Origin of the sequence: Kitasatospora sp. NPDC004745 (genome assembly GCF_042873275.1) — a bacterium.
In the GTDB taxonomy this organism is placed as follows: domain Bacteria; phylum Actinomycetota; class Actinomycetes; order Streptomycetales; family Streptomycetaceae; genus Kitasatospora.
In genome coordinates this window covers 171,751-193,443 of sequence record NZ_JBIALK010000003.1, presented here as the reverse complement: position 1 = coordinate 193,443, position 21,693 = coordinate 171,751, and the positions used below count along the sequence as shown (strand labels likewise).

Here is a 21,693-nt window from a genome sequence, read left to right as displayed (position 1 = left end):
GGCCCGCCGAAGCGGCCGACACGGCGGACGGTGACCGGGTGCTCCGGCGCGCGGCAGGCCGGGGCCGCCGTCCTCGGCCGCTCATGGCAGATCGTCACCTACCGTGTCAAAGGGTCACCTGGCGAGCTCCCCTCGTGCCGGTCACCGCCGACGGGGCCCGCCACCACCCTCCCTCGTGTCGCTCTGACCTCCGATCACGCGCCCGGGACCCGGGCGGGATCGGCCCCGGACCTCCAGAAGGCAGAACCTCGTGCAGAAGATCACTCGGCTCGTCCTGGCCGTCGCCACCGCCCTCGCGGCGGCGACCGCGGGCGCCCCGTCGACCGCCGCGGCGTACGGCGGCGGCGACCAACCGCACGGCGGACACCACGCGGTGTTCGTCCAGACCGACAACCCGGCGGGCAACCAGGTCATCGCCTACCGGCGGTCCGACGACGGACGGCTCACCCCGGCCGGCACCTACGACACCCACGGCCTCGGCGGTGTGCTGGACGGATCCGTCGCCGACCACCTCGCCTCCCAGGGGTCGCTGACCTACGACCCGCGCCACGCCCTGCTGTACGCGGTGAACGCCGGAAGCGACACCGTCTCGGTCTTCTCCGTCGACGGCGACCGGCTCGCGCTGCGCCAGGTCGTCGGCTCCGGCGGCCGCTTCCCGGTGAGCGTCGCCGTGCACGACGACACCGTCTACGTCCTCAACGCGCTGGACGGCGGCTCGATCCAGGGCTTCACCGTCCGCGACGGCCGGCTCCACACCGAGGCCGACTGGAACCGCTGCCTCGGACTCGACCCGAACGCCACGCCCCAGTTCACCAACACCCCGGGCCAGGTGGGCTTCACCGGCGAGGGCTCCCAGCTCGTGGTCACCACCAAGGCGAACGGCAGCAGCCTCCTGGTGTTCAACCTGGACCGCTCGGGCGGCCCGGGCGACAGCCCCGTCACCACGGCCCTGCCCGGGGCCGTGCCGTTCGCGTTCGTCCCCAACGGCCCGCACGGCCTGTTCCTCGCCGAGGCCGGCACCAACGCCGTGGCCACGTTCGCGATCCACCGCGACGGCACCGCCTCGCAGGAGGCCTTCGCGGCCACCGGCCAGGCGGCCACCTGCTGGATCGTCGGGGTGCGCGACCTGCTCTACGCCTCCAACGCGGGCAGCTCCACCCTCACCGGCCTGCGCACCGCCGACCAGGGCCGACGGCTGACCGTCCTGGGCAACACGCCCACCGACCCGGGCACCGTGGACGCGGCGGTCTCCTCGAACGGCCGCTACCTCTACGCCCAGACCGGCGTCAACGGCGTCCTCGACGAGTTCGCGATCAACGGCGACGGCTCGCTGACCCGGATCGGCTCCCAGACCGTCCCCGGCGGCGCCGGCGGCGAGGGCGTCGTCGCCTTCTGAGCCATCGCTCGGCGGACCGCCCGGTCCGCTGTACGGAGGCCGCCCCGGAAACGGCCGGGGCGGCCTCCGCGTGCCGCGACGTCAGGGCCCGGCCGCCTTGGTCCGCTCGTAGTGGCGGGCCGCGCGGGCCCTGGTCCCGCAGCCGGCGGAGCACCACTCCCGGCGCGGATGGTTCTTGACGAAGTACAGGACGCAGCCGGGGGCCTGGCAGGCCCGCAGGTCGGCGGCCTGATCGCCGGTGAAGAGGTCGACGGCCTGCTGGGCGATCTCGGCGAGGGCGGTGGTGACGGGCGGCGTCGCGCTGCGCGCGAGGGCCGACGGCCGCTCCCCCCAGGACAGCTCCCGCCAGCGGGCCGCGGCGCGGACCCGCCGGTTGACCTCCGCGACCGCGTCCGACGGTGCCTCGCCGCCCCGGACCGCGACGCCCGCCAGGGCGCGGATCGCGTCCCTCAGTGCCCGCGTGGCGTGCAGTTCCCCGGCGCCGACCTCCAGCAGGTCGGCGTCCGTGCAGGGTTCGGCGAACCGCTCGCGGTTGTCGCGGAACCAGGCCGCCGCGTGCTCGACCGTCTGCAGGCCGTCGACCAGGCGCCCGCGCACGGCGTACGTGGCGTTGGCCAGCTCGATGGGCAGCGGCTCTCCGAGCAGGGGAGCCCCGCCGTTCTCCAGGTCCTCAACCTTCACGACCTCATGGTAGCTCAGCCTTGCAACCGTGAGAAGAATCTGCCTACAGTTCTCACGTTTGCAGCGCCGAGCAACCGTAAGAACCTTCCGTTTCGTGTCCTTGGAGGATCACCGTGTCCCGACTCCCGATCATCGAGCCCGCCCACGCCCAGGCTCCCGCGGCCGGCTTGCTGGCCGCGGTCCAGAAGGCCCTCGGCGTCACGCCGAACATGACCAAGGTGATGGCCAACAGCCCGGCCGTGCTCAAGGGCTACCTGGAGTTCTCGGGCGCGCTCTCCGGCGGCGCGCTCTCCGCGGCGGTCCGCGAGGGCATCGCGCTCACCGTGGCGCAGGAGAACGCCTGCGACTACTGCCTCTCCGCCCACACCCACATCGCCACCAACCTCGCGGGGCTCACTCCCGAGGAGGCCGGGGCCGCCCGCCGCGCCGAGTCCGCCGACGTCAGGACCCGCGCGGCCCTGGTGCTCGCCGCCACCCTCGTCCGCACCCGCGGCGGCCTGGACGACACCGACCTCAAGGCGGCCCAGGACGCCGGCCTCACCGATGCCGAGGTCGCCGAGGTGATCGCCAACGTCGCGCTGAACGTCTTCACCAACTACTTCAACAAGGCCGCCGACGTCGACATCGACTGGCCCGAGGTCAGCCACCTGTCCTGAGTCCGGCTGCCGGTGCGCCGCCGCCCGACGCGCGGGCGGCGGCGCACCGGCGGAACGCGGCAGCCCCCGGCGCGGTCGCACCTGGGCCCCGGCCGCGGTGCGGTGCCAGACTGGTGATGAGCGACGGGAGGTCGCCATGGGGCTCTACAACGACCAGATCGTCCCGCGGATCATCAACGTGGCCTGCGGCATGAAGGAGGCCGACCGGCTCCGGAGCCGGGTCTGTGCGGGGCTGGGAGGCGAGGTCGTCGAGATCGGCTTCGGTTCCGGGCTCAACGTCCCCTTCTATCCCGAGGCCGTCACCAGGGTGGACGCCGTCGAACCCTCCGACGTCGGCTGGAAGCTCGCCGGCAAGCGTCTCGCGCAGACGGGCGTCACCGTGCGCCGGGCCGCCCTCGACGGCCAGTCACTGCCCTTCCCGGACGACAGCTACGACGCTGCCGTCTCCACCTGGACCCTGTGCACCATCCCGGACGCCGCCGGCGCCCTGCGCGAGATCCGGCGGGTGCTCCGGCCGGGCGGGACGCTGCACTTCGTCGAGCACGGGCTGGCGCCGGACGCGGACGTGCGCCGGTGGCAGCGCCGCCTCGACCCCCTGCAGCAGCGGCTGTTCGGGGGGTGTCACCTCACCCGGAGGATCGCCGACCTGCTGATCGGCGCGGGCTTCACCATCACCGAACTCGACGTCTTCTACGAGAAGGGCGCGCCGAAGGCCATGGGCGCCGACTCCCTCGGCATCGCGGTCTCCCCGGCCTGAGGCGGCAGGTCGCCGGTCTGCGGCGGACCGCCCCGCCGGGCCCGCCCCGGGGCCGCCCGCCCCGGGGCCGCCCGGCCCGGGGCGGCCCGACCGGGTCAGGCCGCTCCGCTCACGCCGGGCGCGACGAAGCGCCGGTGGAGGGGGGAGAAGCTGGTCTCGGGCTCGCCCGTGATGCCCGCCTGCCGGACCGCGGCCGCGAGGCGTTCGGCGAAGAAGCGCTCGAAGTCGGCGCGCGAGGTCCACACGTCCACGACGTGCAGCGCGCCCGACTCGAACCAGGCCACGTGCATCAGGGCGCCCTCGGGGGTGCGTTCCTCCCAGCCCACCGCCTCGCGCGTGGCGTCGTACTGCTCGGGTGTGACCCCGGCCCACCGCATCGACATGACCTCGGCCATCGTGGACACCTCGTTCCCGTCGATCCGTGCGTACCTCCAGCACACCGCACACCACCACCGGCTGCATCCGCAGCCCGGTTCGTTCCGCGGGCCCGTCCCTCCCGGGTCAGGACGGGGGATGCGGCCGGTCGGCGACGGTGAGGAGGGCGTGGACGGTGGCGGCCATGGTGTGGCGGGCCCGGTCGGGGGTGAGGCCGGTGCTGCGCCAGTGGTGCCAGGCGCTCCAGGTGGTCACCGCGTCCAGGCCGTTGAGGAGGTCGGTGCGGGCCGGCTCGGGCAGCGGGTCGAGTTCGGTGGCGAAGACCTGGGTGAGCCGCAGGCGGGCGAAGTCCAGCATCTGCTGGACGGCCTCCTGGATCCGCGGGGAGGGGTTCTCCAGGCGCATGATCGCGAGCCGGGCCGGGGTGACGCCCTCCAGGATGCGGGCGCGCTGCTCGGTGAGGGCGGCCACCCGTGGCGCGCGCGGTCCGTCCGTGGGCAGCGGGCCGATCTGGGCGGCGAGTTGTTCCAGGCGCCGGTTGACGGCGACCTCGGCCAGCTCGGCCATGTCGGAGAAGTGGTGGAAGACCAGTCGGCGGGAGACGCCGGCCCGCTCGGCCACCTTGTCGGCGGGGAAGAGCGCCTGGTTCTCGTCGAGCAGTGACAGCACCGCGTCGGCGATCCGCTCGCGGGTCTGCCGCCCGCGTTCCGTGCGTCCGTCGGCCCCGGGTGCGGCGGCTCGGCTCGGCTTCACGCGGCTCCTCCACCCTCGCGTTGACATTTTTGCACCGTGAGTGCAAGTGTACGCGTTGCACGCTGAGTGCAATGAGTTTGGCGGGGGTTCCGCACACCCCGCCGCCGTACGAAGGGCGGTTCGCCGCAGATGTTCACCGGTGTCGGGCGCTGGTGCGCCCGCAGACCCAAGCGCGTGGTCGCCGCCTGGCTGCTCCTCCTCGCCGCCGCCCTCGCGGCGCTCGCCGTCTTCGGCCGCGTCACCAGCGAGGCCGTCAACATCCCCGGCAGCGACAGCCAGACCGCGCGCGACCTCGGTGACCGGGCCTTCCCCGGCTCGGCCTCGGGCAAGCAGCCCGTCCTGCTGCACACCGCACCCGGCGCCGCCCCGCTCACCGCCGCCGACACCACCGCCGCCGTCCGCACCGCCGCCACCGCGATCGCCGCGGTGCCGCACGTCGTCGCCGTCACCACGCCCTACGACCCGGCCGGCACCGGGGCCCTCAGCGCCGACGGCCACACCGGCTACCTCTCGGTCGACCTCGACGTCACCGGCCGCGAGGTCACCCCCGACACCACCCGCGCGGTGCTCGCCGCAGCGGCCCCCGCCACCGCCGCGGGCATCGAGGTCACCCCCGGCGGCTACCTGGCCGCGGCCGTCGACAAGGGGAGCACCGGCCGCAGCGAGGCCATCGGCCTCGGGGCCGCCCTGGTCGTCCTCGCCCTCACCCTCGGCAGCCTGGTCGCCGCCGGACTGCCGCTGATCGCGGGGGTGATCGGCCTCGGCATCGCCCTGCCCGTGCTCGGCCTGGTCGGCCACCTGATGGACGTGCCCGAGGCCGGCGAGACCATCGCCGCCATGATCGGCCTGGGCGTCGGCATCGACTACACCCTCTTCGGCCTCACCCGCTTCCGGGAGCTGCGCGCCGCGGGCGTCGGCATCGAGGAGGCCGCGGTGCGCACCACCGCCGGCTCCGGCAAGTCCGTCGCCTTCGCCGGCAGCGCCGTCGTCGCCGCCCTCGCCGGCCTCGCGCTGGGCGGACTCCCGCTGCTGTACGCCCTGGCCCTCGCCCCCGCGATCGCCGTGGTCACGGCCCTGGGCGTCAACCTCACGCTGCTCCCGGCGCTGCTCGTCCTGCTCGGCGCCCGGCTGACGCCCCGGCCGGCGGCGCCCGCCGAGCCCGGGCGCCCGCGCGGCTGGGGCCGGATCGCGGCCCTGGTCGCGGCCAGGCCGTGGCCGCTGCTGCTGGCCGGGCTCGCCCTGCTCGGGGCCCTCGCAGCCCCGGCGGTCCACCTCCACCTCGGGCAGCTCGACGGCAGCAGCAAGGCGGGCGGCACCATGAGCCGCACCGCGTACGACCGGATGGCCGCGGCCTTCGGCCCGGGCGCCAACGGCGTGCTCCAGGTCGTCGACGTCCTCCCCACCCCGGCGCAGACCGCCGGGGGAGCGGGCGACCCGCGCCTCGCCGCCGTGACGGCCGCGCTGCGCGGCGCGCAGGGCGTCGCCGTCGCCGGTCCGCCCGCGGTGGCCGCCGACGGACGCACCGTCCGCTGGCAGGTCACCCCGACCACCGCCCCGACCGACCCCGACACCACCGCGCTGGTCCACCGGCTGCGCTCCGAGGTGCTCCCCGCGGCCACCGCCGGCAGCGGTCAACAGCTCCACGTCGGCGGCACCCCGGCCGCCCAGGCCGACCTCAACGCGCGGATCTCGCAGCGGATGCCGCTCGTCGTCGGCTTCGTGCTGACCGTCGCGGGCCTGCTCCTGCTGCTCGCCTTCCGCTCGCCGGTCGTCGCGCTGAAGGCCGCCGTGATGAACCTGGTCTCGGTCGCCGCCGCGTACGGGGTGCTCACCGCGGTGTTCCAGGACGGTCGGGGCGCCCGACTGATCGGGCTGGAGGGCGCGGTGCCCGTCCCCGGCTACGTGCCGCTGCTGATGTTCGCGGTGCTCTTCGGGCTCTCCATGGACTACGAGGTCTTCCTGCTCAGCGCCGTGCGCGAGGCGTACCTGCGGCAGGGGGACAACCGCCGCGCCGTGGTGGAGGGCCTCTCCCGGACCGGACGGATCATCAGTTCGGCGGCCCTGATCATGGTCGCGGTGTTCCTCAGCTACCTGCTCTCCGACGACCCGGTGGTCAAGATGTTCGGCATCGGCCTGGCCACCGCCGTCGCCCTGGACGCCACCGTGGTCCGCGGCCTGCTGGTGCCCTCGACCATGGTCCTGCTCGGCGACGGCAACTGGTGGCTGCCCGCCTGGCTCGACCGGCTGCTCCCGCACGTCGACATCGAGGGCGACGGCCACTCCGAGCACCCCGCCCCGGCGGAGGCTCCCGTCGACCCCGCCCCCGCCGTCCGCTGACGTCCGCGGCCCCCCGGCTCCCAACCCCCGACCCCCAATCCCCGACCCCAGTCCCGAACCCGTTCCGGAACCGACCCGATCAGGAGCACCACCCCATGCACGCACGACTCCGCCGCGGCCTGCCCGCACTGATGGCCGCCGGCCTGACTGCCGGAGTGCCCCTCCTCGCCGCACCCCCCGCGCACGCCGGGACGGACTGCGGGCGGGGGCCGGTCCAGTACTCCGTCGACGGCGGTGCGCACTGGACGGCCGACGCGTCGATGCCGGCGGCCTCCGGCACCGTCCAGGTCCGGCTGGCGGGCGTGCCGACCGCGGGTTGCGACTACCACGTCTCGCTGGGCTCGTACGCGACCGAGGGCGCGACCTGGGCCACCTCCGGAGCGCACACCCTGCTCGGCTGGGCGACCACCACGCTCACCCGTGACCACTACCGCGCGACGCTCGACATCGGCGACCGACTTCCGCCGTGCTACGGGGAGTTGGCGCTCCATGCGGGAGGCGAGAAGTACGACGGCGCCGACGGCGACCACCCGCTGCCGCACTACCCGGACGAGCCGTACTCCGGACTGCTGATCGCCTCGTGGAACGGCGGAACGGCCTGCCCGCCCAAGCCCACCGGCGGCCCGACGACCGCTGCCCCGGCGCCGACCGTCACCCCGGCGCCGACCGTACCCACCGCGACCCCGGTACCGACGACCGCGCCGACCGCCGGCCCGACCGCCACACCGACCTCGCCCGCAACCGCCACCGCGACCCCGACCCCAACCGCCACCACGACCCGGGCGGCGCCGTCGGTGACCTCCCCGCACCCGTCCCAGCCCCCGGCCACGCCCGCCGCCGCGCTGGCCTCGACCGGAGCCGACGACGGCTCCCTCGCCGTCACCGCGGTCGCCGCCGCCGCGCTGCTCGCCGCCGGCGGTGCGGCGCTGCACGCCGCCCGCCGCCGCTCCGCCCGCCGCTGACGACACGTCGACGGGCCCGCGAGCCGGGGGGTTCGCGGGCCCGGACGGGGATTCCGGCGGCTACTTCTCGCTGAAGACCAGGTCCTCGATCGGGCGGGTCATCCGGAGCGTTCCGTCGGTGACCTCGACCACGTGCTGGAGACCGATGACGCGCTTCTTCCGGTCCTCGGGGAGGGTGAACTCGTCGCCCCCGCCGGCCAGGAAGGCGGGCAGGCCGCCCAGGCCCGGGCCGAAGACGCGGACGTAGTCGGCGAGTCGACGGAACAGCTTGGGCAGCAGGACGAGGTCCTCGGTGATCGAGTCGAGGTTCTCGATCTTCGCGCCGGTGGTGGTCACGTCGTTCAGCCAGACGCTGTGGGGGGCCTTGGCCGCCCGCGCCTGCTGCGCGGTGGTGGTCAGGTCGGCCCGGAGGTCCTCGGGGAGGTTCGCGTAGAAGGTGGGGTAGACCAGCCCGAGCGAGAGCAGGTGGTGGTTGGCGGTCGCGTGCAGCATGTCGACGGTGACGTCGAGGTGGGAGCCGCTCCGCGCGGGCTTGGCGGCGGCGCCGACCTTCGGCGCGTCGCCCCGGCCGAGCAGGGCGACGCAGCGGCCGAAGAGGTCGGCGCCGCCGGTGAGGAGGTAGCCGGGGGCGGCCGCGGGCGTGGAGGAGGTGACCTTCTCGTCGTCGTCCTGCACGACCTGGCTGAAGCCCAGCCAGCTCAGCAGCTCGTCGCGGGCCGCGTGCGCGCCGAGCCCGAGCGGCTGGTGCACGAAGTCGCCGACGCCCTGGTAGTGGGTCTCCAGGGCGTCGATCCCGTCCAGCCGGATGGAGACGCCGCCGTTCTCGTCGCGCTTGACGCGGTGCAGGCCGGGCAGGTCGCACCAGAACGCCGGGTCGTAGGGGACGAAGTGGACGGTGTCCCCGTCGGGGCGGTCCCCGACGATCCGGTACGAGCCGGTGATGAGCAGCATGGACATGTGTGCCTCCCGAGTCCGATCGGGTGCTCATTGTTCCTCTTTGTCCGAACCATCGGTGGGAGCCCGGGCCGGTGGCCTCGCCGAGGAATCGTCAGGGACCGCGACGGACGGACCGTCAGCGGGGCGGGATGATCCCGGTCAGCCAGGTGAAGGTCGGGACGACCAGCGGCTTCCAGGTCGAGGTCAGGTGCGGGCCGGTGGTCTCGAACGGGGTGACGCTGGTCGGGCTCTTCGCCGCCCGCTGCAGGGCGGTGGCGTCCTCCAGCCCGTCGCCGCGCCGGCCGGTGACGTAGAGCGCGACGTTCGGCGGAGTGGCGGCGTGGGTGAGGATGTGCAGCGGGTTGTCGGCCTCGCGCAGCTTCGGGTCCTTGGCGGTCAGCGAACTCGGCTCGCCGGCCGGGTCGTTGTAGCCGGACATGCTGATCGCGGCCCGGTACCGGTTCGGGTGGGCGAGCGCGAGGCGCAGGGCGCAGTGGGCGCCGGCCGAGTAGCCGGACAGGGCCCAGCGGTCCGCGGTGGTGTCGGCCCGGAAGTTGTCCACGATCATCTGGGGCACGTCCCGCGCGAGCCAGGTCTCGGCGTTCACCTTGCCCGGGACGTCGGCGCAGCCGGTGTCGTTGCCGGCGAGGAGGGAGACCCGCGGTGAGACCAGGATGAACGGCGTCACCTGGCCGGACTTCATGAGCGGTTCGAGCTGCTTGGTGGCGTCCATGGTGTCGCCGAACCAGGCGCTGGAGGAGCCGGGGTAGCCGACGAGCAGTTCGACCACCGGGAAGGTCCGGTCCTTGTAGGCGGGGTCGTCGTACTGCGGCGGGGTCCAGACCAGGACCTCGCCGTCGACTCCGGAGAGCCGGCCCTTGAGGTCGGCCTGCTTCACGCTCCTCGGCACGGCGTCGGAGTCGGGTGCGTGGAAGGCCTGCGGGACCTTCGGGGCGGGGCTGCCGGAGGCCCCGGGGGCGGCGGCGCCGCGGTCGCCGGCCAGGCCCTCGTCCTTGGGGGGTACGGGCACGGCCCGCACGTGGCTGGCGGTGCCCAGCAGGTCGCCCCAGCTGTCGTAGAGCTGGTTCTCGTCGTTGACGACCACGAAGACCATGGCCACGGCGGTGACCTGGCAGAGCAGCACGGTGCCGAGGTAGGAGAGCGCGCGCAGCGGTGTGCGCCGCCCCTGTGCCGTCCGTCCCGGTCCGAGGAGGGCACCTCTGCCCAGCCACTGCGCCATCGCCAGCGCGATCGAGGCCGCGAACAGGGCGATGGTGAGGAGGAGGAAGGGGGTGCCAGTGAGGTTCATGCGTTCGTGCCCGGTTCCTGTGCCGTCCGGGCCCGTGTGCCCGGTCTCGTGGGAGACGGTGGGAACGGCCGTTCGGTTGCCGGTTCCTGTGAGTTTCCTGGGAGGTGGCGACCCCGCGGGACCGGCCCGGAGCAGGCCCGGGGTCGCCCGGACAGCCCACCCCGGGGTGCCGGGCGGCGCGCGGTGCGCAGCAATGGTGCGAGACGCGCTATCCCGAGGGACAGGTGGTCATGACACGTCGCCCGAACATCCTGCTGATCGTGACCGACGAGGAACGGGCCGCGATACCCCGGCCGCCGGGCTTCACGCTGCCCGCGCGGGCCCGGCTCGCCGAGCGGGGCACGACCTTCGAGCGCTACTACACCGCCTCGGCGATGTGCAGCTCCGCCCGGTCCGTGCTCTACACCGGTCAGCACCTGCCGCTCACCGAGATCTACGACAACGACAACATGCCGTACATCCGCCCGCTCGACCCCGGGCTGGGCACCCTCGGCACGATGCTGCGCGGGGCTGGCTACCACTGCACCTACCAGGGCAAGTGGCACCTCTCCAACGCGTACCGGACGCCGGAGCACCCCGGGCCGACCACGGACGCCCTGGAACCGTACGGCTTCAGCGAGTTCAACGACTGGGGGGACATCGACGGCGGCGCCTGGGCCGGGCTCAAGCTCGACCCGGTGATCGCCGGCCAGGCGGTGAAGTGGCTGCGCAACCGGGCCCCGGCGGTGGCGGCGGACCAGCCGTGGTTCATGGCCGTCAACTTCGTCAACCCGCACGACATCATGAGCTTCGACTACGGGGGCCGGCCCGCGATCGACATGCCGCCCGAACTGGCCCGCGCCTGCGTGCTCAAGGCCGCAGCCGACATCCCGCTGTACCGCAAGCGCTGGGAGTTCGACCTGCCGGCCACGCTGCGCGACGACCTGAGCGGCGCGGCGCCTGCGGTGGCCGAGTACGCGCGCATGCTCGACACCGTCTTCGGCCCGGTGGCCGGCGACCGGCACTGGTACGACGGCCTGAACTTCTACCTCAACGCGATCCGCGACGTCGACCGCAGCATCGAGCACGTCCTCGACGCGCTGGAGGCCTCCGGGCAGGCCGACCACACCGTCGTCGTCCTCACCGCCGACCACGGCGAGATGGCCGGCTCGCACGGCCTGCGGCAGAAGGGCCCGCTCCTGTACGACGAGAACCTCCACGTCCCGTTCGTCCTGAGCCACCCCGACTCCGCCGGCGGGGCGCGCACCCAGGCGCTCGCCTCCGCGGTCGACCTCGCGCCGACGCTGCTGGACTTCGCCGGCGTCGACCCCGCCGAGGCCGCCACCCGCCACCCCGCGCTCAAGGGGCACTCGCTGGCCCCGGCCCTCGACGGCGGCAGCGTCCGTGAGGGCGTGCTGGCCGCCATCGAATCGGTGCTGGCCCTGGACGCGGACTTCTGGTTCGAGTTCGCCGACCCGCGGGCCCCGCAGCGGATCCAGGCCGGCGAGCTGCGCCCCGACTGGAGCAAGCGCGGCTTCCTGCGCGGCTACGTCGACCACCGGTACACCTTCGGCCGGTACTTCTCCCCGCTCGACCCCAACCGGCCGGCCGACCCGGAGTCCCTGTACGCGCGGAACGACGTGGTGCTCTACGACCGGGCCGCGGACCCCGGCGAGACGCGCAACCTCGCCGCCGACCCGGCGCACCGCGAGCTGGTCGCGCAGTACAGCACCCGGCTGGAGGACCTCATCACCGCCGAGATCGGCACCGACACCCGGGCCTGGGTCACCGAACGGCCGCGGCTGCTCGGCTGGCCCACCTGGCACGGCGACACCGACCAGCCCGCGGCCGCCCCGGCGGCCGCCGCCTCCCACTGAGAAAGCAGGACACCGCCATGCACACCCACGTGAACCTCGCCGCCGACTACCCGGTGCTCGACATCTTCTGGACCACCTGCCTGATCTTCATCTGGATCCTCTGGTTCATGCTGCTCTTCCGGGTCTTCGGGGACCTCTTCCGGGACGACTCGCTGAGCGGCTGGGCCAAGGCCGCCTGGGCGATCTTCGTCCTGATCCTTCCGTTCCTGGGCGTCTTCGTGTACCTGATCGCCCGGGGCAAGAGCATGGGCCAGCGCGAACTCACCGAGGCGAAGGAGCGCGAGGAGCAGTTCCGCACCTACGTGCGGGACACCGCGAGCGCCCCCTCCACCACCGACGAGCTGGCCAAGCTCGCCGAGCTGCACAGCAGCGGCAAGCTCACGGAGGAGGAGTACGCGGCGGCCAAGGCCAAGCTCCTCGGGTGAGCGGCCGGCCTCCCCGGGTGAGCGCCTCCGCGCTCCCGCCCCGCGCGGCCGTGGGCCGTCACCTCCCCGGGAGCAGGGACCCCGGATCGCGGCGCGTCGGTCGCCGCCGCAGGATGGAGGGAAGCGGGCCGGGATCGCCGGCCCGCGGACGGCCCCGCGGGGCCGTGGTCCGGCACCCGTCCGTCGACGGCGTGCCGGGCGGCAGGGCAGGCGCAGGGAGCACGGCATGAGCGCGAGCGATCCGGCCATCGACTACCGGGCGGTGTTCCACGCCCTGCCCGGCATGGTGGCGCTGCTGACGCCCGAGCTGGTGTACGCGGACGCCAACGAGGACTTCGTGCGCAACTCCGGCCGCTCGCTCGCCGAGCTGGTCGGCCGCAACGTCTTCGAGGTCTTCCCCGACAACCCGAACGACCCCGCGGCGACGGGGGCCAGGAACCTCGCGGCCTCCCTCGGCCGGGTGCTGGCCGAGGGGGAGCGGGACACCATGGCGCTGCAGCGCTACGACGTGGAGTCCCGGGAGCGCCCCGGGGAGTGGCAGGAACGCTACTGGAGCCCGATCAACGCCCCGGTCCTCGACTCCCGGGGCCGCGTCGTGCTCGTGGTGCACCGGGTGGAGGAGGTCACCGAGCTGATCCGCGCCCGGTCCCGGTCGGCGGGCGACCGCTCCCGGGTCCTGGAGGCGGAGCTGTACACCCGCTCCCGCGAGCTGCAGCAGGTCATCGAGCGGCTGCGGCTGGCACACGCCCGGGAACGGGAGGTCGCCCTCGCCCTGCAGGAGGCGATGCTGCCGGCGCCGCGCCTGGTGGGCGACCACCAGGTCGCGGTGCGCTACCAGCCGGCGGTGGGCGCGCTCAACGTCTGCGGGGACTGGTACGACCTCGTCGAGCTGCCGGGCGACCGGATGGCGGTGGCCGTGGGCGACGTGGTGGGGCACGGCCTGGACGCCGCGGGGGTGATGGGCCAGCTGCGCAGCGCGCTGAGCGCCGCCTCCCGGGTCTCCCAGGGGCCGGGCCAGGCACTGGAGGTGCTCGGGCTGTACGCGCGGTCGGTGGAGGGCGCCGAGTCGACCTCCGCGGTGTCCGTGCACATCGACTGGACCACCCACCGGCTGGCCTACAGCAGCGCCGGGCACCTGCCGCCGGCCCTGGCCCGGGCGGACGGCACGGTGGTCTTCCTGGACGCGGCCACCGACCCGCCGCTCGGCGCGCGCCCCGAGCACCTGCCCCGCCCCCAGGCCGAGCAGGCCTTCGAGGCGGGCGACACCCTGGTGCTCTACACCGACGGCCTGATCGAGCGCCGCCACGAGGACATCGACACCGGTCTCGGGCGCCTCGCCGACTCCCTCACCGGGCACCGGAAGGACGGGCCGGAGGAGCTCGCCGACGCGCTCCTGCTGGACCTGCTGCCCGCGGCCGGTGCCACGGACGACACCGCGCTGGTCGTCATCCGGCTGTAGCGGTCAGTGGCTGTAGCGGGCAGTGGCCCGTCTCTCCGGACGTCCCCCCTCTCCGGACGTCCCCGGGCGGGCGCGGGCCTCACACCGGGACGACCGCCACCGGGCACCGCGCGTACTGGACGACCGCCTGACTGGTGGAGCCGAGCCGGCCGAACGGGCCGCTCGGCTCGCCCCGGCGCCCCACCACGACGAGCGTGTGCCCGGCCGAGGCCGACACCAGCTCCTTCGCCGAGCCGGACCGCACCGCCGTGGCGGTGACGGCGACGTCCGGGAAACGCTCCCGCCACCCCGCCAGGGCCTCGGCGAGCAGCCGCTCGTGCTCCGCCTCGATGTGCCCCTCCTCGTAGACCGGCGGGACCTCGTGGCCCGGGCCGAGCACCAGCGGGTAGCTCCAGGCGTGGACCACGGTCAGCGGCAGCGACTGCCGCCGGGCCGTCTCGAAGGCGTACGCGAGGACCGGGCCCTCCTCGTCCTTGCCCTCGACGCCGACCACCACCCCGCCGTCGCCCCCGGTGGCCGCGTCCTGGTGGACCACGACGACCGGGCAGGCCGCGTGGGCGGCCGCGTGCAGGCTCGTCGAGCCGACGAGCAGCCGGGGGAAGCCGCCCGCGCCCCGGGCGCCGAGCACCAGGAGCGCCGCGTCCGCCGCGGCCGTGAGCAGCGCCTCGCGCGGCGCGCCGTCGACCAGCTCGGCCGCGACGGTGACCTCGGGGTGGTCGGCGGCGACCCGCGTCCACTCCCGGTCGAGCCGCTGGGCCTCGACGGGCCCGGCCGCCCCGGACCGCGCGTGGACCAGTCGCAGGTCCGCCCGGCGGCGCGAGGCCTCGTCCGCCGCCCAGTCCACCGCGGCCCGGTTCGGCTCCGACGGGTCCACGCCCACCACGACAGCTCGGTTCATCGCCGGCACCTCCGTACCGCGTCGTCCGGTCCCGCTCCCAGGCTAAGCCGACGTCCGGCGGAGCACCCGCCCGGTCGCACGGGGACGCCACCCGTCCGGCCTCACCGTGGCCGGAAGACGCGGCCGAGGTGCTCGGCCAGGCCTCCGGCGGTCGGCGGGGTGAGGCGGGCGCCCAGGTAGCCGTCCGGGCGCACCACGAAGGCGGTGGGTCCGCGCAGCCCGTAGGCGCGGGCGAACTCGCCCCGGCCGTCGCGGTAGGCGGGAAGGCGGAGTCCGTCGGTGGGCCGCTCGTCGGGGAGGATCGCCAGGGCCGTGATCTGGTGGCCCGTCAGTTCTCCTGCGGTGTCGGTGAGTTCGTCGAATCCGTCGCTCGGCGCGTCCTCCGTCGTGGCCAGCAGGAGGACGTGGTCGCGGTCGCGCAGGAGGTCGTATAGGCGCTGCGGGTAGCGGGCGATCGGACCGGTCAGGCCCCCGCAGTCCGGGGCGCGGTCGCCGGCCCGCGGGGCGGCTCCGCCACCGTCCCCGACCCGGTCGCCGTTCCCGTCCGCGGGGCCCACGATCGGGCTCTCCCGGTACCCGACGAGCAGTTGGGCCTCGCGCAGGAGCACGGTCTCCGGGTCCACCGGCTCGGCCGGGAGACCCTCGGTGGCGTGCCGCACGGTGCGGCCGACGACCTCCTCGCCGACCGGGCGGCGTTCGGCGTCGTAGCTCGCGACCAGGTCCGGGTGTGCGCTCCCGTCGACCGCCAGGGCGAGTTTCCAGGCGAGGTTGTAGGCGTCCTGGATGCCGGTGTTCATGCCCTGGGCGCCCGTCGGCGGGTGGATGTGCGCGGCGTCCCCGGCGACGAGGACCCGGCCGTCGCCGTACCGGTCCACCAGCCGGTGGCTGATCCGGAAGACGGAGGACCAGCGCATCGCGGAGGCCGTGGTCGGCCGGGGTGAGAGCCGGTCCAGCACGGCCTGGATGTCGGCCAGGGCCGGGCCGTCGCCGCCCTCCAGCCCGTGCGCCACCGCGGCCCGGCCGGAGCCGGTCCCGGTGGCGCGCCGGGCGGCCGACAGGTCGGGGGGCACCTTCATCGACACCCGGTACCGCTTGTGCCCGGGCAGCGGGATGCAGACCAGGAGGTCGGTGGAGCCGTCTGCCGCGCGGCGGGTCGTGCGCACGCCGTAGCCGGGCGGCAGGTCCCAGTCGACCTCGACGTCGGCGAGCATGTACTCCTCGGGGAAGGCGCCCCCTTCGAAGGAGAGTCCGAGACCCTTGCGGACGGTGCTGTGGGCTCCGTCGCACCCCACCAGGAAGCGCGAACGGACCTCCTGCTCCCGGCCGTCGGCGCCGACCAGCCGGCTGGTCACCCCGCCGGCGTCCTGGACGAAGGAGGCGAGTTCGGTGCCGCGCTCGATGCGGCCCCCGTGGCGGGCGAGGAACTCCTCGAGGATCCGCTCGGTCTCGTACTGCGGCAGCGCGGCGAAGCCGTACGGCACCTCCGGCGGCAGCGCGAGCTCGATGCGCTGCTGCTCGGCGCCGTCGACGAAGACCAGCTGCCCGCGCATCGGGACGGCGGCGTCGACGGCCGCGCGCACCAGGCCGCTGCGGTCCCAGAGCTCCAGCGTGCGCGGTTGGACGCCCACCGCCTTCGCGTAGGGCATCCGCTCGGGGAGCCGGTCCACGATCCGGCAGTCGACCCCTCGGCGCCGCAGCTCCACGGCGGCGGTGAGTCCGACCGGCCCGGCGCCGGCGATGAGGACGTCCACGACGTCGGTTCCCGCCATCGAAACCTCCCCGGGGGTGCGTCGGGCGCCCCTGGTCGCGTGCTCCTCCCATCGTCCCATCGTCGCGGGCCGGGCCGTCCGTGGCCACCGCACGGTGGGTGGCGCACGGTGGGCGGCGTACCCGGTGCACGGTGCCCGCGGGTCACTCGGCGTGTGCGCCGGGCCCGTCGAGGCGGCCGGTCTCTTGTTGACGAAAAGTCAGCAAGTTCGACCGACTGTCTTGACGGTGCACGTACACGGCCCTACAACGTAGTGAGCGCCCCGGGCCCCCACCGCCCGGAGAGCCGTGAAAGGTCGTCTTCTCGATCCCCCCATCACCGAGAAAGAGGCTTTCCCATGCGCATCCGCACCCGTTTCGCCGCGCCCACCGCCGCCGCCGTCGCCGTCCTCGCCCTGACCGCGCCGGGAGCCGGGGCCGCCGCCGCAGGCGCTCCCGGGCCCGTCGCCGCCTCGTCGGTGCTGACCGCCGGCGGGGCCGCCGTCGCCGCGGGCGACGCGCTCGCCGCGCCGCTCGCCGCCGGCAGCCGTGCCACCTTCTACTCGACCGCGACCAGCACCACCGGCGTCACCTGCGCCACCTCCCAGCTCTCGGCCAGCGTCCAGGGCAACCCGGCCTCGCCCGGCACCGCGACCGCGTCCCTGACCGGGCTGGTCTTCGGCTCCTGTACGAGCAACGTCACCGGCGTCACCTCGGTCCGCAGCCTGACGGTCGGCGGGTTCCCCTTCGGCGTCGCCCTGAGCGACGCACCCGGCCTGCCGGTCACCCTTACCGGGCCGATCCAGGCCACCGCCGTGCTCAACACCTGGTTCGGCACCATCACCTGCAGCTACCAGCTCAGCGGCGCCTTCACCGGGAACGCCGACAACGCGGCCCACAGCCTGGCCTTCCGCACCGAGCACTTCGCCAAGAGCGGCGGATCCTCGCTCTGCCCCGGTGACGGTTACTTCTCCGCCGCCTACGGCCCCGTCACCGACACCAGCCTGCCCGGCAGCCCGGCGATCGACGTCAACTGACCGCGCGCCCGGCCGGCGGACCGCGGAGATCAGGGCTCCCGCGGTGCCCGGCCGGGCCGGCCCCCCTTCGGTGAGCCTGCGGGTCAGGGCCCGTCCGGCAGGCGGTCGAGGAGCCAGTCGCACAGCTCCCCGGTGATCGTGGTGTGCCCGGTGTTCTCCGAGGAGCAGACGAACTCGTCGAAGTCGCTCCCGCCCGGGGCGAGCGCGCCGATGTCGGCGTAGAGGTCCTGGTTGTCGTCGAGGTCGCGGATCGACACGGCGCTGACGGCGGGCACGAAGCAGACGTGCTCGTGGCGCAGGTCCACCGCGGCGCCGAACTTCCGCAGGGCGTCGGCGAGGATCCCGTAGGAGCGCAGGGTGCCGCCGGGGGCGCCGTCCAGCTCCGGGAAGCCGTCGGTGGCGACGGTCCGCTCGGCCCGGGGGAAGCGGCGCCTCAGCTCGGCGACCACGGTGCCCTCGCCCTGCGCCTGGGCGCGGAAGGTGGTGCCGGGGTAGATCCGGTGCAGGGTCATCGCCACCTCGCCGGGGGTGACGTCCAGGCCGGTGCCGTCGCCCCGGCCGTTGGCGAGCGCGATCCTCCGGGGGATCCGCGGCCAGCCGCCGACCCGCTCCGACTCCGCCAGGAAGGCCGTGCGTTCGGGGGCCACCCCGATCCGGCCGGTCCTCGGGTCGTAGTGGCGCCAGAGCATCTGCCGGGCGGCCGGACTGTCCATCTGCCGGGCGAACCTGTTGAACGCGGCGGGCACCGGGATGAAGTGGGCGAAGGCCTGCAGTCCGAGCGGCACGACGGCGCCGCGGTGCGGGCTGTCGTAGGAGAAGTACAGGGCCGTCCGGTGGTCCACGCCCTCGTGCTCCAGGCGGGCGAGCGCGTGGCGGGTGACGAGGCCGCCCATGCTGAAGCCGCCCACCGTCAGCGCGCCGTCGCCGAGCGACTCGGCGCAGGCGCGGCGGATGCAGGCGGCCGCGGCCCGGGCGTTGTCGAGGAGGGAGGCGGAGCGCTCCTCGAATCCGAGCAGGACGACGTCCCGGCCGCTGCGGCGCAGCCGGGAGAGGAGCGGGTAGTCGCGGTCGAGGCCCGCGTAGAGCCACCTGAGGTCGCTGCGGCCGAGGTTGAAGCCGTCCGCCATGATCACGGGCCGGGTCAGGACGCTGCGGCCCTCGGCGTGGAAGACGTGGGCGAAGCCGTCGGGGAGGAGCCACTCGTCGTCGGGCGGGGGCACCGGGTGGGGGACCGGGGCCGGGGCCCCGCCGGTGAGCGGCGCCGCCACGGTGACGTCGCCGACGCCCTGCTCCGCCTGCTCGTCCTGGTCGGACACGGTGCCTCCTGCACGGCCGCGCGGGCCGCGGCAGGCCGCGGGGCGCGGGCTGGGGGCCGCGTCCCACGCGGATGCCAGGAGCATCATTGGGCGGCGGCGCCGTGCGGACCGGCTCCCGCGCGAACCGTTAGCCCCAAAGGCGCAGTCGTGCGCCCGGAGGCCAGGGCCCCGGGCCACACCGGTGAGGGCGGGACCGTCAGCCGATCAGGCCGAGGCGCGGGCCGCCCCGTGCGTGCAGGCGGCGCAGGAACGCGAGCACGCCGGCGGAGCCGCCGGCCCAGGTGGCGCTGGCCCCGGTCAGTCCGGCGTCCGGGAAGACCGGGCGGGACGGCGGGCCGCCGGAGCGGCTCAGGATGATCGCGGTGACGGTCTCGGCGGCGGTCCAGAACTCCTCCGCCGTCCGGTCGTCGCAGGCCAGGGCGACGTCGACCATCAGCTCGCCGACGCCGGCCAGCCCGCAGCACTGGTTGACCAGGGGCATCCGGGGGGCCACGGCCGCACAGGTGCGGGCGGCCTGCCGGGCGAGCGCCAGGTGGCCGGGTTCGCCGAGCCGGTCGGCGGACCGGACGAGCACCGAACCGATCCCGGCCAGGCCGCGGCACCAGGAGCCGTAGCGGCGGGTCGCCCCCGGGGCGGTCGCGGCGGCGATGAGGCCGGGGACGGCGGCCGCGAGGTCCGCGCAGGCCCGGCGGGCCCGGTGGAGGGCGGCGGGGTCGCCGGTCGCGGCGGCGTGTTCCAGCAGGAAGTACGCGACGCCCGCGTCGCCGTGCGCGATCCCCTGGCGCAGGGCGGCGCTGCCGGGGGTGTCGGCGCCCGCGGGGGTCAGCCGGGCCCGGCCGGACGCCAGCATCCGGTCGCATTCGGTGGCGACGGCGAGGTGCCGTGCGGCGAGCCGGTCGTCGCCGGCGGCGCGGGCGTGCCGGGCGAGCAGCAGGCGGCCGGTGCCGATGCCGGCGACGCCCTCGATCTGGTCCGCCTCGGGGAGTCCGCCGTCCGGTCCGTGGGTGGGCAGCGGCGGGTGGGGTTCGGGGTGGCCCCCGGCGCCGGCCCGGCCGGTCGTGCCTGCCGCGCCCGCCTCGGCGAGGAAGAGCGCCACGCCGGTGCGGCCCGAGTAGAAGGCGGGGGACAGGCTCCGGGACTGCCCGGCCGTCCAGCGCGCCAGGGCGTCGACGGCCGCGCGCACGCCGGGCCGGTGCAGGTGCCGGAGGAGTTCCAGGCCGAGGCCGGAGGCTCCGCCGTACACGTCGACCGCGGTGGGGACGGCCGCCCGCGCGGCGAGCTCCGGGTCCGCGATCCGGTGGGCCTCCTCGACGCAGTAGGCCGTCGTGTGCGCGAGGACCTCCTCCAGCAGGCCCGCGTCGAAGGGGAGTCGGCCGGGGCCGCCGGCCGCCCGGGGGGCCGCGGGCGCTGCGCGCCGGAGCCGGTCGGCGCCGGCGGTGCGCACGGCCGGGTCGAGGCTGGTCAACTCACCGATCACCGAGCGGATCCACCGGTGGCCGTCGCCGGGCAGCAGCCAGGCCAGGCCGGCCAGGGTGCGCTCCCGGTTGACGGCGGGGTCCCGGTCGACGACCACCGGGTCCATGCCGGTGGCCGCGAAGCAGAGGGTGGTGCCCAGGGCGTAGTAGTCGTCGGCGGGCTCGGCCGGCCCGGTCCGGCGGCGGACCGGGCCGCTGTAGCCGGGGGTCGCGCCGTCCGGGCCGCTGCCGTGGAGGGCACTGATCCCGAAGTCGACCAGGTGGCAGCGGCCGGCGGCGTCGAGCACGACGTTGTCGGGCTTGAGGTCGCGGAACACCACGCCGCGGGCGTGGACGGCGTCGAGGAGTCGCAACAGCCGCTCGGCCAGGTCGGTGAGCGTGCGCGACGGCCCGGTGCCGGCCACCCGGTAGGGGCCGTGCTCGTTGACCTCCCGGCGCAGGTCCCGGTCGCCGCAGCTGGTCGTCACCAGGAACTCGTCGCTGCGGTGGCGGAAGTAGTCGAGCGCGCGCGGCACCCCGTCGACGGCGTCGAGCGCGGCCAGCACCGCGCGTTCGTTGCGCAGCCGGTCGCGGGTGTCCGCCCCGGACTCGTCCTCGGCGACGAAGGCCCGGGCCTGCTTGACCACCACCGGAAGCCCGGTGGTGCGGTCCTCGGCGCGGTAGACGTTGCCCTGCGGTTTGCGGGAGATGCCGCCGGTGACGCGGTAGCGGCCGCCGGCGAAACCGGCAGCCGGCTTCCCGACCTCGCCGGAGGCTAAGGCGGAGGCGGGGGCCGCGGGCCCGGACCGGTCCGCGAAGGGGTCCTCGGCCCAGGGCGGGCACCGGTACGAGCCGCCCGCGAGGCCGTCGTAGGCCCGCCCGTCCGGTCCGACCATGACCGATTCGAGGCGGCCGCTGCGACCGGTCCGGTAGTCGCCGGTGAAGGGCCCGTAGCGGTAGTAGACGGGGGAGTCCGGGTCGACGCGCCGGTCGCTGACGATCTGCGGGCCCTCCCGGCCGCGCAGGACGGCGACGAGCTCGTCGGCGAGCGCGACGACGGTGCCGGGCGCCGGGTAGACCGTGATCGCCTTCCCCACCACGCCCGCGCTCGCGGTACCGGAGTTGATCTCGCGCAGGGTCTCCGGGCTCCGGGCCCACTTCGCGTGGCAGACGTGGCGGGCCAGCACCGGCAGGACGAGGCCGGTCACGGCCTCGAGGTCGCCGGGCCGGGCGGAGACGTGCAGTTTCCAGCCGTGGTCCATCGCAGGCATCCGCGGATCGTTCAGGTACGACCAGGTGTCATCGGACCATCCGCTTCGGCCGGCGATGGACTCGGCCAC

At 75.1% G+C, this 21,693-nt stretch carries 18 protein-coding genes; 9 read left to right on the top strand and 9 right to left on the bottom strand.

Features of this window, described 5'->3' with window-relative positions; all coding sequences use genetic code 11:
• Positions 1-250: 250 nt before the first annotated feature.
• A complete protein-coding gene (locus tag ACFYUY_RS07820) occupies positions 251-1,396 on the top strand; it encodes a lactonase family protein (RefSeq protein WP_387899016.1) in 1,146 nt (381 codons plus the stop codon).
• Between the two features lie 81 nt (positions 1,397-1,477).
• Here ACFYUY_RS07820 and ACFYUY_RS07815 read toward each other — a convergent pair whose 3' ends face one another.
• A complete protein-coding gene (locus ACFYUY_RS07815) occupies positions 1,478-2,077 on the bottom strand; it encodes a CGNR zinc finger domain-containing protein (protein WP_387899014.1) in 600 nt (199 codons plus the stop codon).
• Positions 2,078-2,190: 113 nt separating this feature from the next.
• Between ACFYUY_RS07815 and ACFYUY_RS07810 the strand changes: the two genes are divergently transcribed.
• Positions 2,191-2,733, top strand: coding sequence for a carboxymuconolactone decarboxylase family protein (locus ACFYUY_RS07810; protein ID WP_360217588.1), 543 nt, complete (start codon positions 2,191-2,193; stop codon positions 2,731-2,733).
• Between the two features lie 136 nt (positions 2,734-2,869).
• Positions 2,870-3,490, top strand: coding sequence for a class I SAM-dependent methyltransferase (locus tag ACFYUY_RS07805; protein WP_387899010.1), 621 nt, complete (start codon positions 2,870-2,872; stop codon positions 3,488-3,490).
• 95 nt (positions 3,491-3,585) lie between these two features.
• Here ACFYUY_RS07805 and ACFYUY_RS07800 read toward each other — a convergent pair whose 3' ends face one another.
• Both ACFYUY_RS07800 and ACFYUY_RS07795 read right to left on the bottom strand, forming a co-directional pair.
• A complete protein-coding gene (locus ACFYUY_RS07800) occupies positions 3,586-3,885 on the bottom strand; it encodes a hypothetical protein (RefSeq protein WP_360220003.1) in 300 nt (99 codons plus the stop codon).
• 106 nt (positions 3,886-3,991) lie between these two features.
• Positions 3,992-4,618, bottom strand: a complete 627-nt coding sequence (locus ACFYUY_RS07795) for a TetR/AcrR family transcriptional regulator (protein ID WP_387899007.1) — start codon at positions 4,616-4,618, stop codon at positions 3,992-3,994.
• A 129-nt stretch (positions 4,619-4,747) separates the two neighbouring features.
• On the opposite strand from ACFYUY_RS07795, the gene ACFYUY_RS07790 reads away from it, so the two are divergent.
• Together ACFYUY_RS07790 and ACFYUY_RS07785 are read left to right on the top strand one after the other, a co-directional pair.
• The gene (locus ACFYUY_RS07790) at positions 4,748-6,955 is read left to right on the top strand and encodes an MMPL family transporter (RefSeq protein ID WP_387899006.1); all 2,208 of its coding nucleotides are present in this window, start codon (positions 4,748-4,750) and stop codon (positions 6,953-6,955) included.
• A gap of 95 nt (positions 6,956-7,050) precedes the next feature.
• Entirely contained in the window at positions 7,051-7,917 is an 867-nt protein-coding gene (locus ACFYUY_RS07785) for a hypothetical protein (RefSeq protein WP_387899003.1), read from the top strand.
• 60 nt (positions 7,918-7,977) lie between these two features.
• On the opposite strand, the gene ACFYUY_RS07780 is transcribed toward ACFYUY_RS07785, so the two are convergent.
• Both ACFYUY_RS07780 and ACFYUY_RS07775 read right to left on the bottom strand, forming a co-directional pair.
• Positions 7,978-8,874 (bottom strand): nuclease, encoded by an 897-nt coding sequence (locus tag ACFYUY_RS07780; RefSeq protein ID WP_387899001.1) that lies wholly within the window; start codon positions 8,872-8,874, stop codon positions 7,978-7,980.
• A 115-nt stretch (positions 8,875-8,989) separates the two neighbouring features.
• On the bottom strand, positions 8,990-10,162 hold the full coding sequence (locus ACFYUY_RS07775; RefSeq protein ID WP_387898998.1) for an alpha/beta hydrolase: 1,173 nt from the start codon (positions 10,160-10,162) through the stop codon (positions 8,990-8,992).
• Between the two features lie 230 nt (positions 10,163-10,392).
• Here ACFYUY_RS07775 and ACFYUY_RS07770 point away from each other — a divergent pair, with 230 nt between their 5' ends.
• The 3 genes from ACFYUY_RS07770 to ACFYUY_RS07760 all read left to right on the top strand — a co-directional run bounded on the left by ACFYUY_RS07770 (position 10,393) and on the right by ACFYUY_RS07760 (position 13,902).
• Entirely contained in the window at positions 10,393-12,018 is a 1,626-nt protein-coding gene (locus ACFYUY_RS07770) for a sulfatase-like hydrolase/transferase (RefSeq protein ID WP_387898995.1), read from the top strand.
• A 17-nt stretch (positions 12,019-12,035) separates the two neighbouring features.
• Positions 12,036-12,443 carry an SHOCT domain-containing protein gene (locus ACFYUY_RS07765; RefSeq protein WP_360220024.1) on the top strand — a complete coding sequence of 136 codons (408 nt, stop codon included), beginning with the start codon at positions 12,036-12,038 and terminating at the stop codon, positions 12,441-12,443.
• 226 nt (positions 12,444-12,669) lie between these two features.
• Positions 12,670-13,902 (top strand): PP2C family protein-serine/threonine phosphatase, encoded by a 1,233-nt coding sequence (locus ACFYUY_RS07760; RefSeq protein ID WP_387898992.1) that lies wholly within the window; start codon positions 12,670-12,672, stop codon positions 13,900-13,902.
• 79 nt (positions 13,903-13,981) lie between these two features.
• On the opposite strand, the gene ACFYUY_RS07755 is transcribed toward ACFYUY_RS07760, so the two are convergent.
• Entirely contained in the window at positions 13,982-14,800 is an 819-nt protein-coding gene (locus ACFYUY_RS07755) for a universal stress protein (protein ID WP_387898989.1), read from the bottom strand.
• A 101-nt stretch (positions 14,801-14,901) separates the two neighbouring features.
• The gene (locus ACFYUY_RS07750) at positions 14,902-16,569 is read right to left on the bottom strand and encodes an FAD-dependent monooxygenase (RefSeq protein ID WP_387898986.1); all 1,668 of its coding nucleotides are present in this window, start codon (positions 16,567-16,569) and stop codon (positions 14,902-14,904) included.
• A 336-nt stretch (positions 16,570-16,905) separates the two neighbouring features.
• Between ACFYUY_RS07750 and ACFYUY_RS07745 the strand changes: the two genes are divergently transcribed.
• Entirely contained in the window at positions 16,906-17,583 is a 678-nt protein-coding gene (locus ACFYUY_RS07745) for a Tat pathway signal sequence domain protein (protein ID WP_360220036.1), read from the top strand.
• An 83-nt stretch (positions 17,584-17,666) separates the two neighbouring features.
• Here ACFYUY_RS07745 and ACFYUY_RS07740 read toward each other — a convergent pair whose 3' ends face one another.
• Together ACFYUY_RS07740 and lanL are read right to left on the bottom strand one after the other, a co-directional pair.
• The gene (locus ACFYUY_RS07740) at positions 17,667-18,899 is read right to left on the bottom strand and encodes a hypothetical protein (RefSeq protein WP_360220038.1); all 1,233 of its coding nucleotides are present in this window, start codon (positions 18,897-18,899) and stop codon (positions 17,667-17,669) included.
• 196 nt (positions 18,900-19,095) lie between these two features.
• Entirely contained in the window at positions 19,096-21,693 is a 2,598-nt protein-coding gene (lanL, locus tag ACFYUY_RS07735) for a class IV lanthionine synthetase LanL (RefSeq protein ID WP_387898982.1), read from the bottom strand.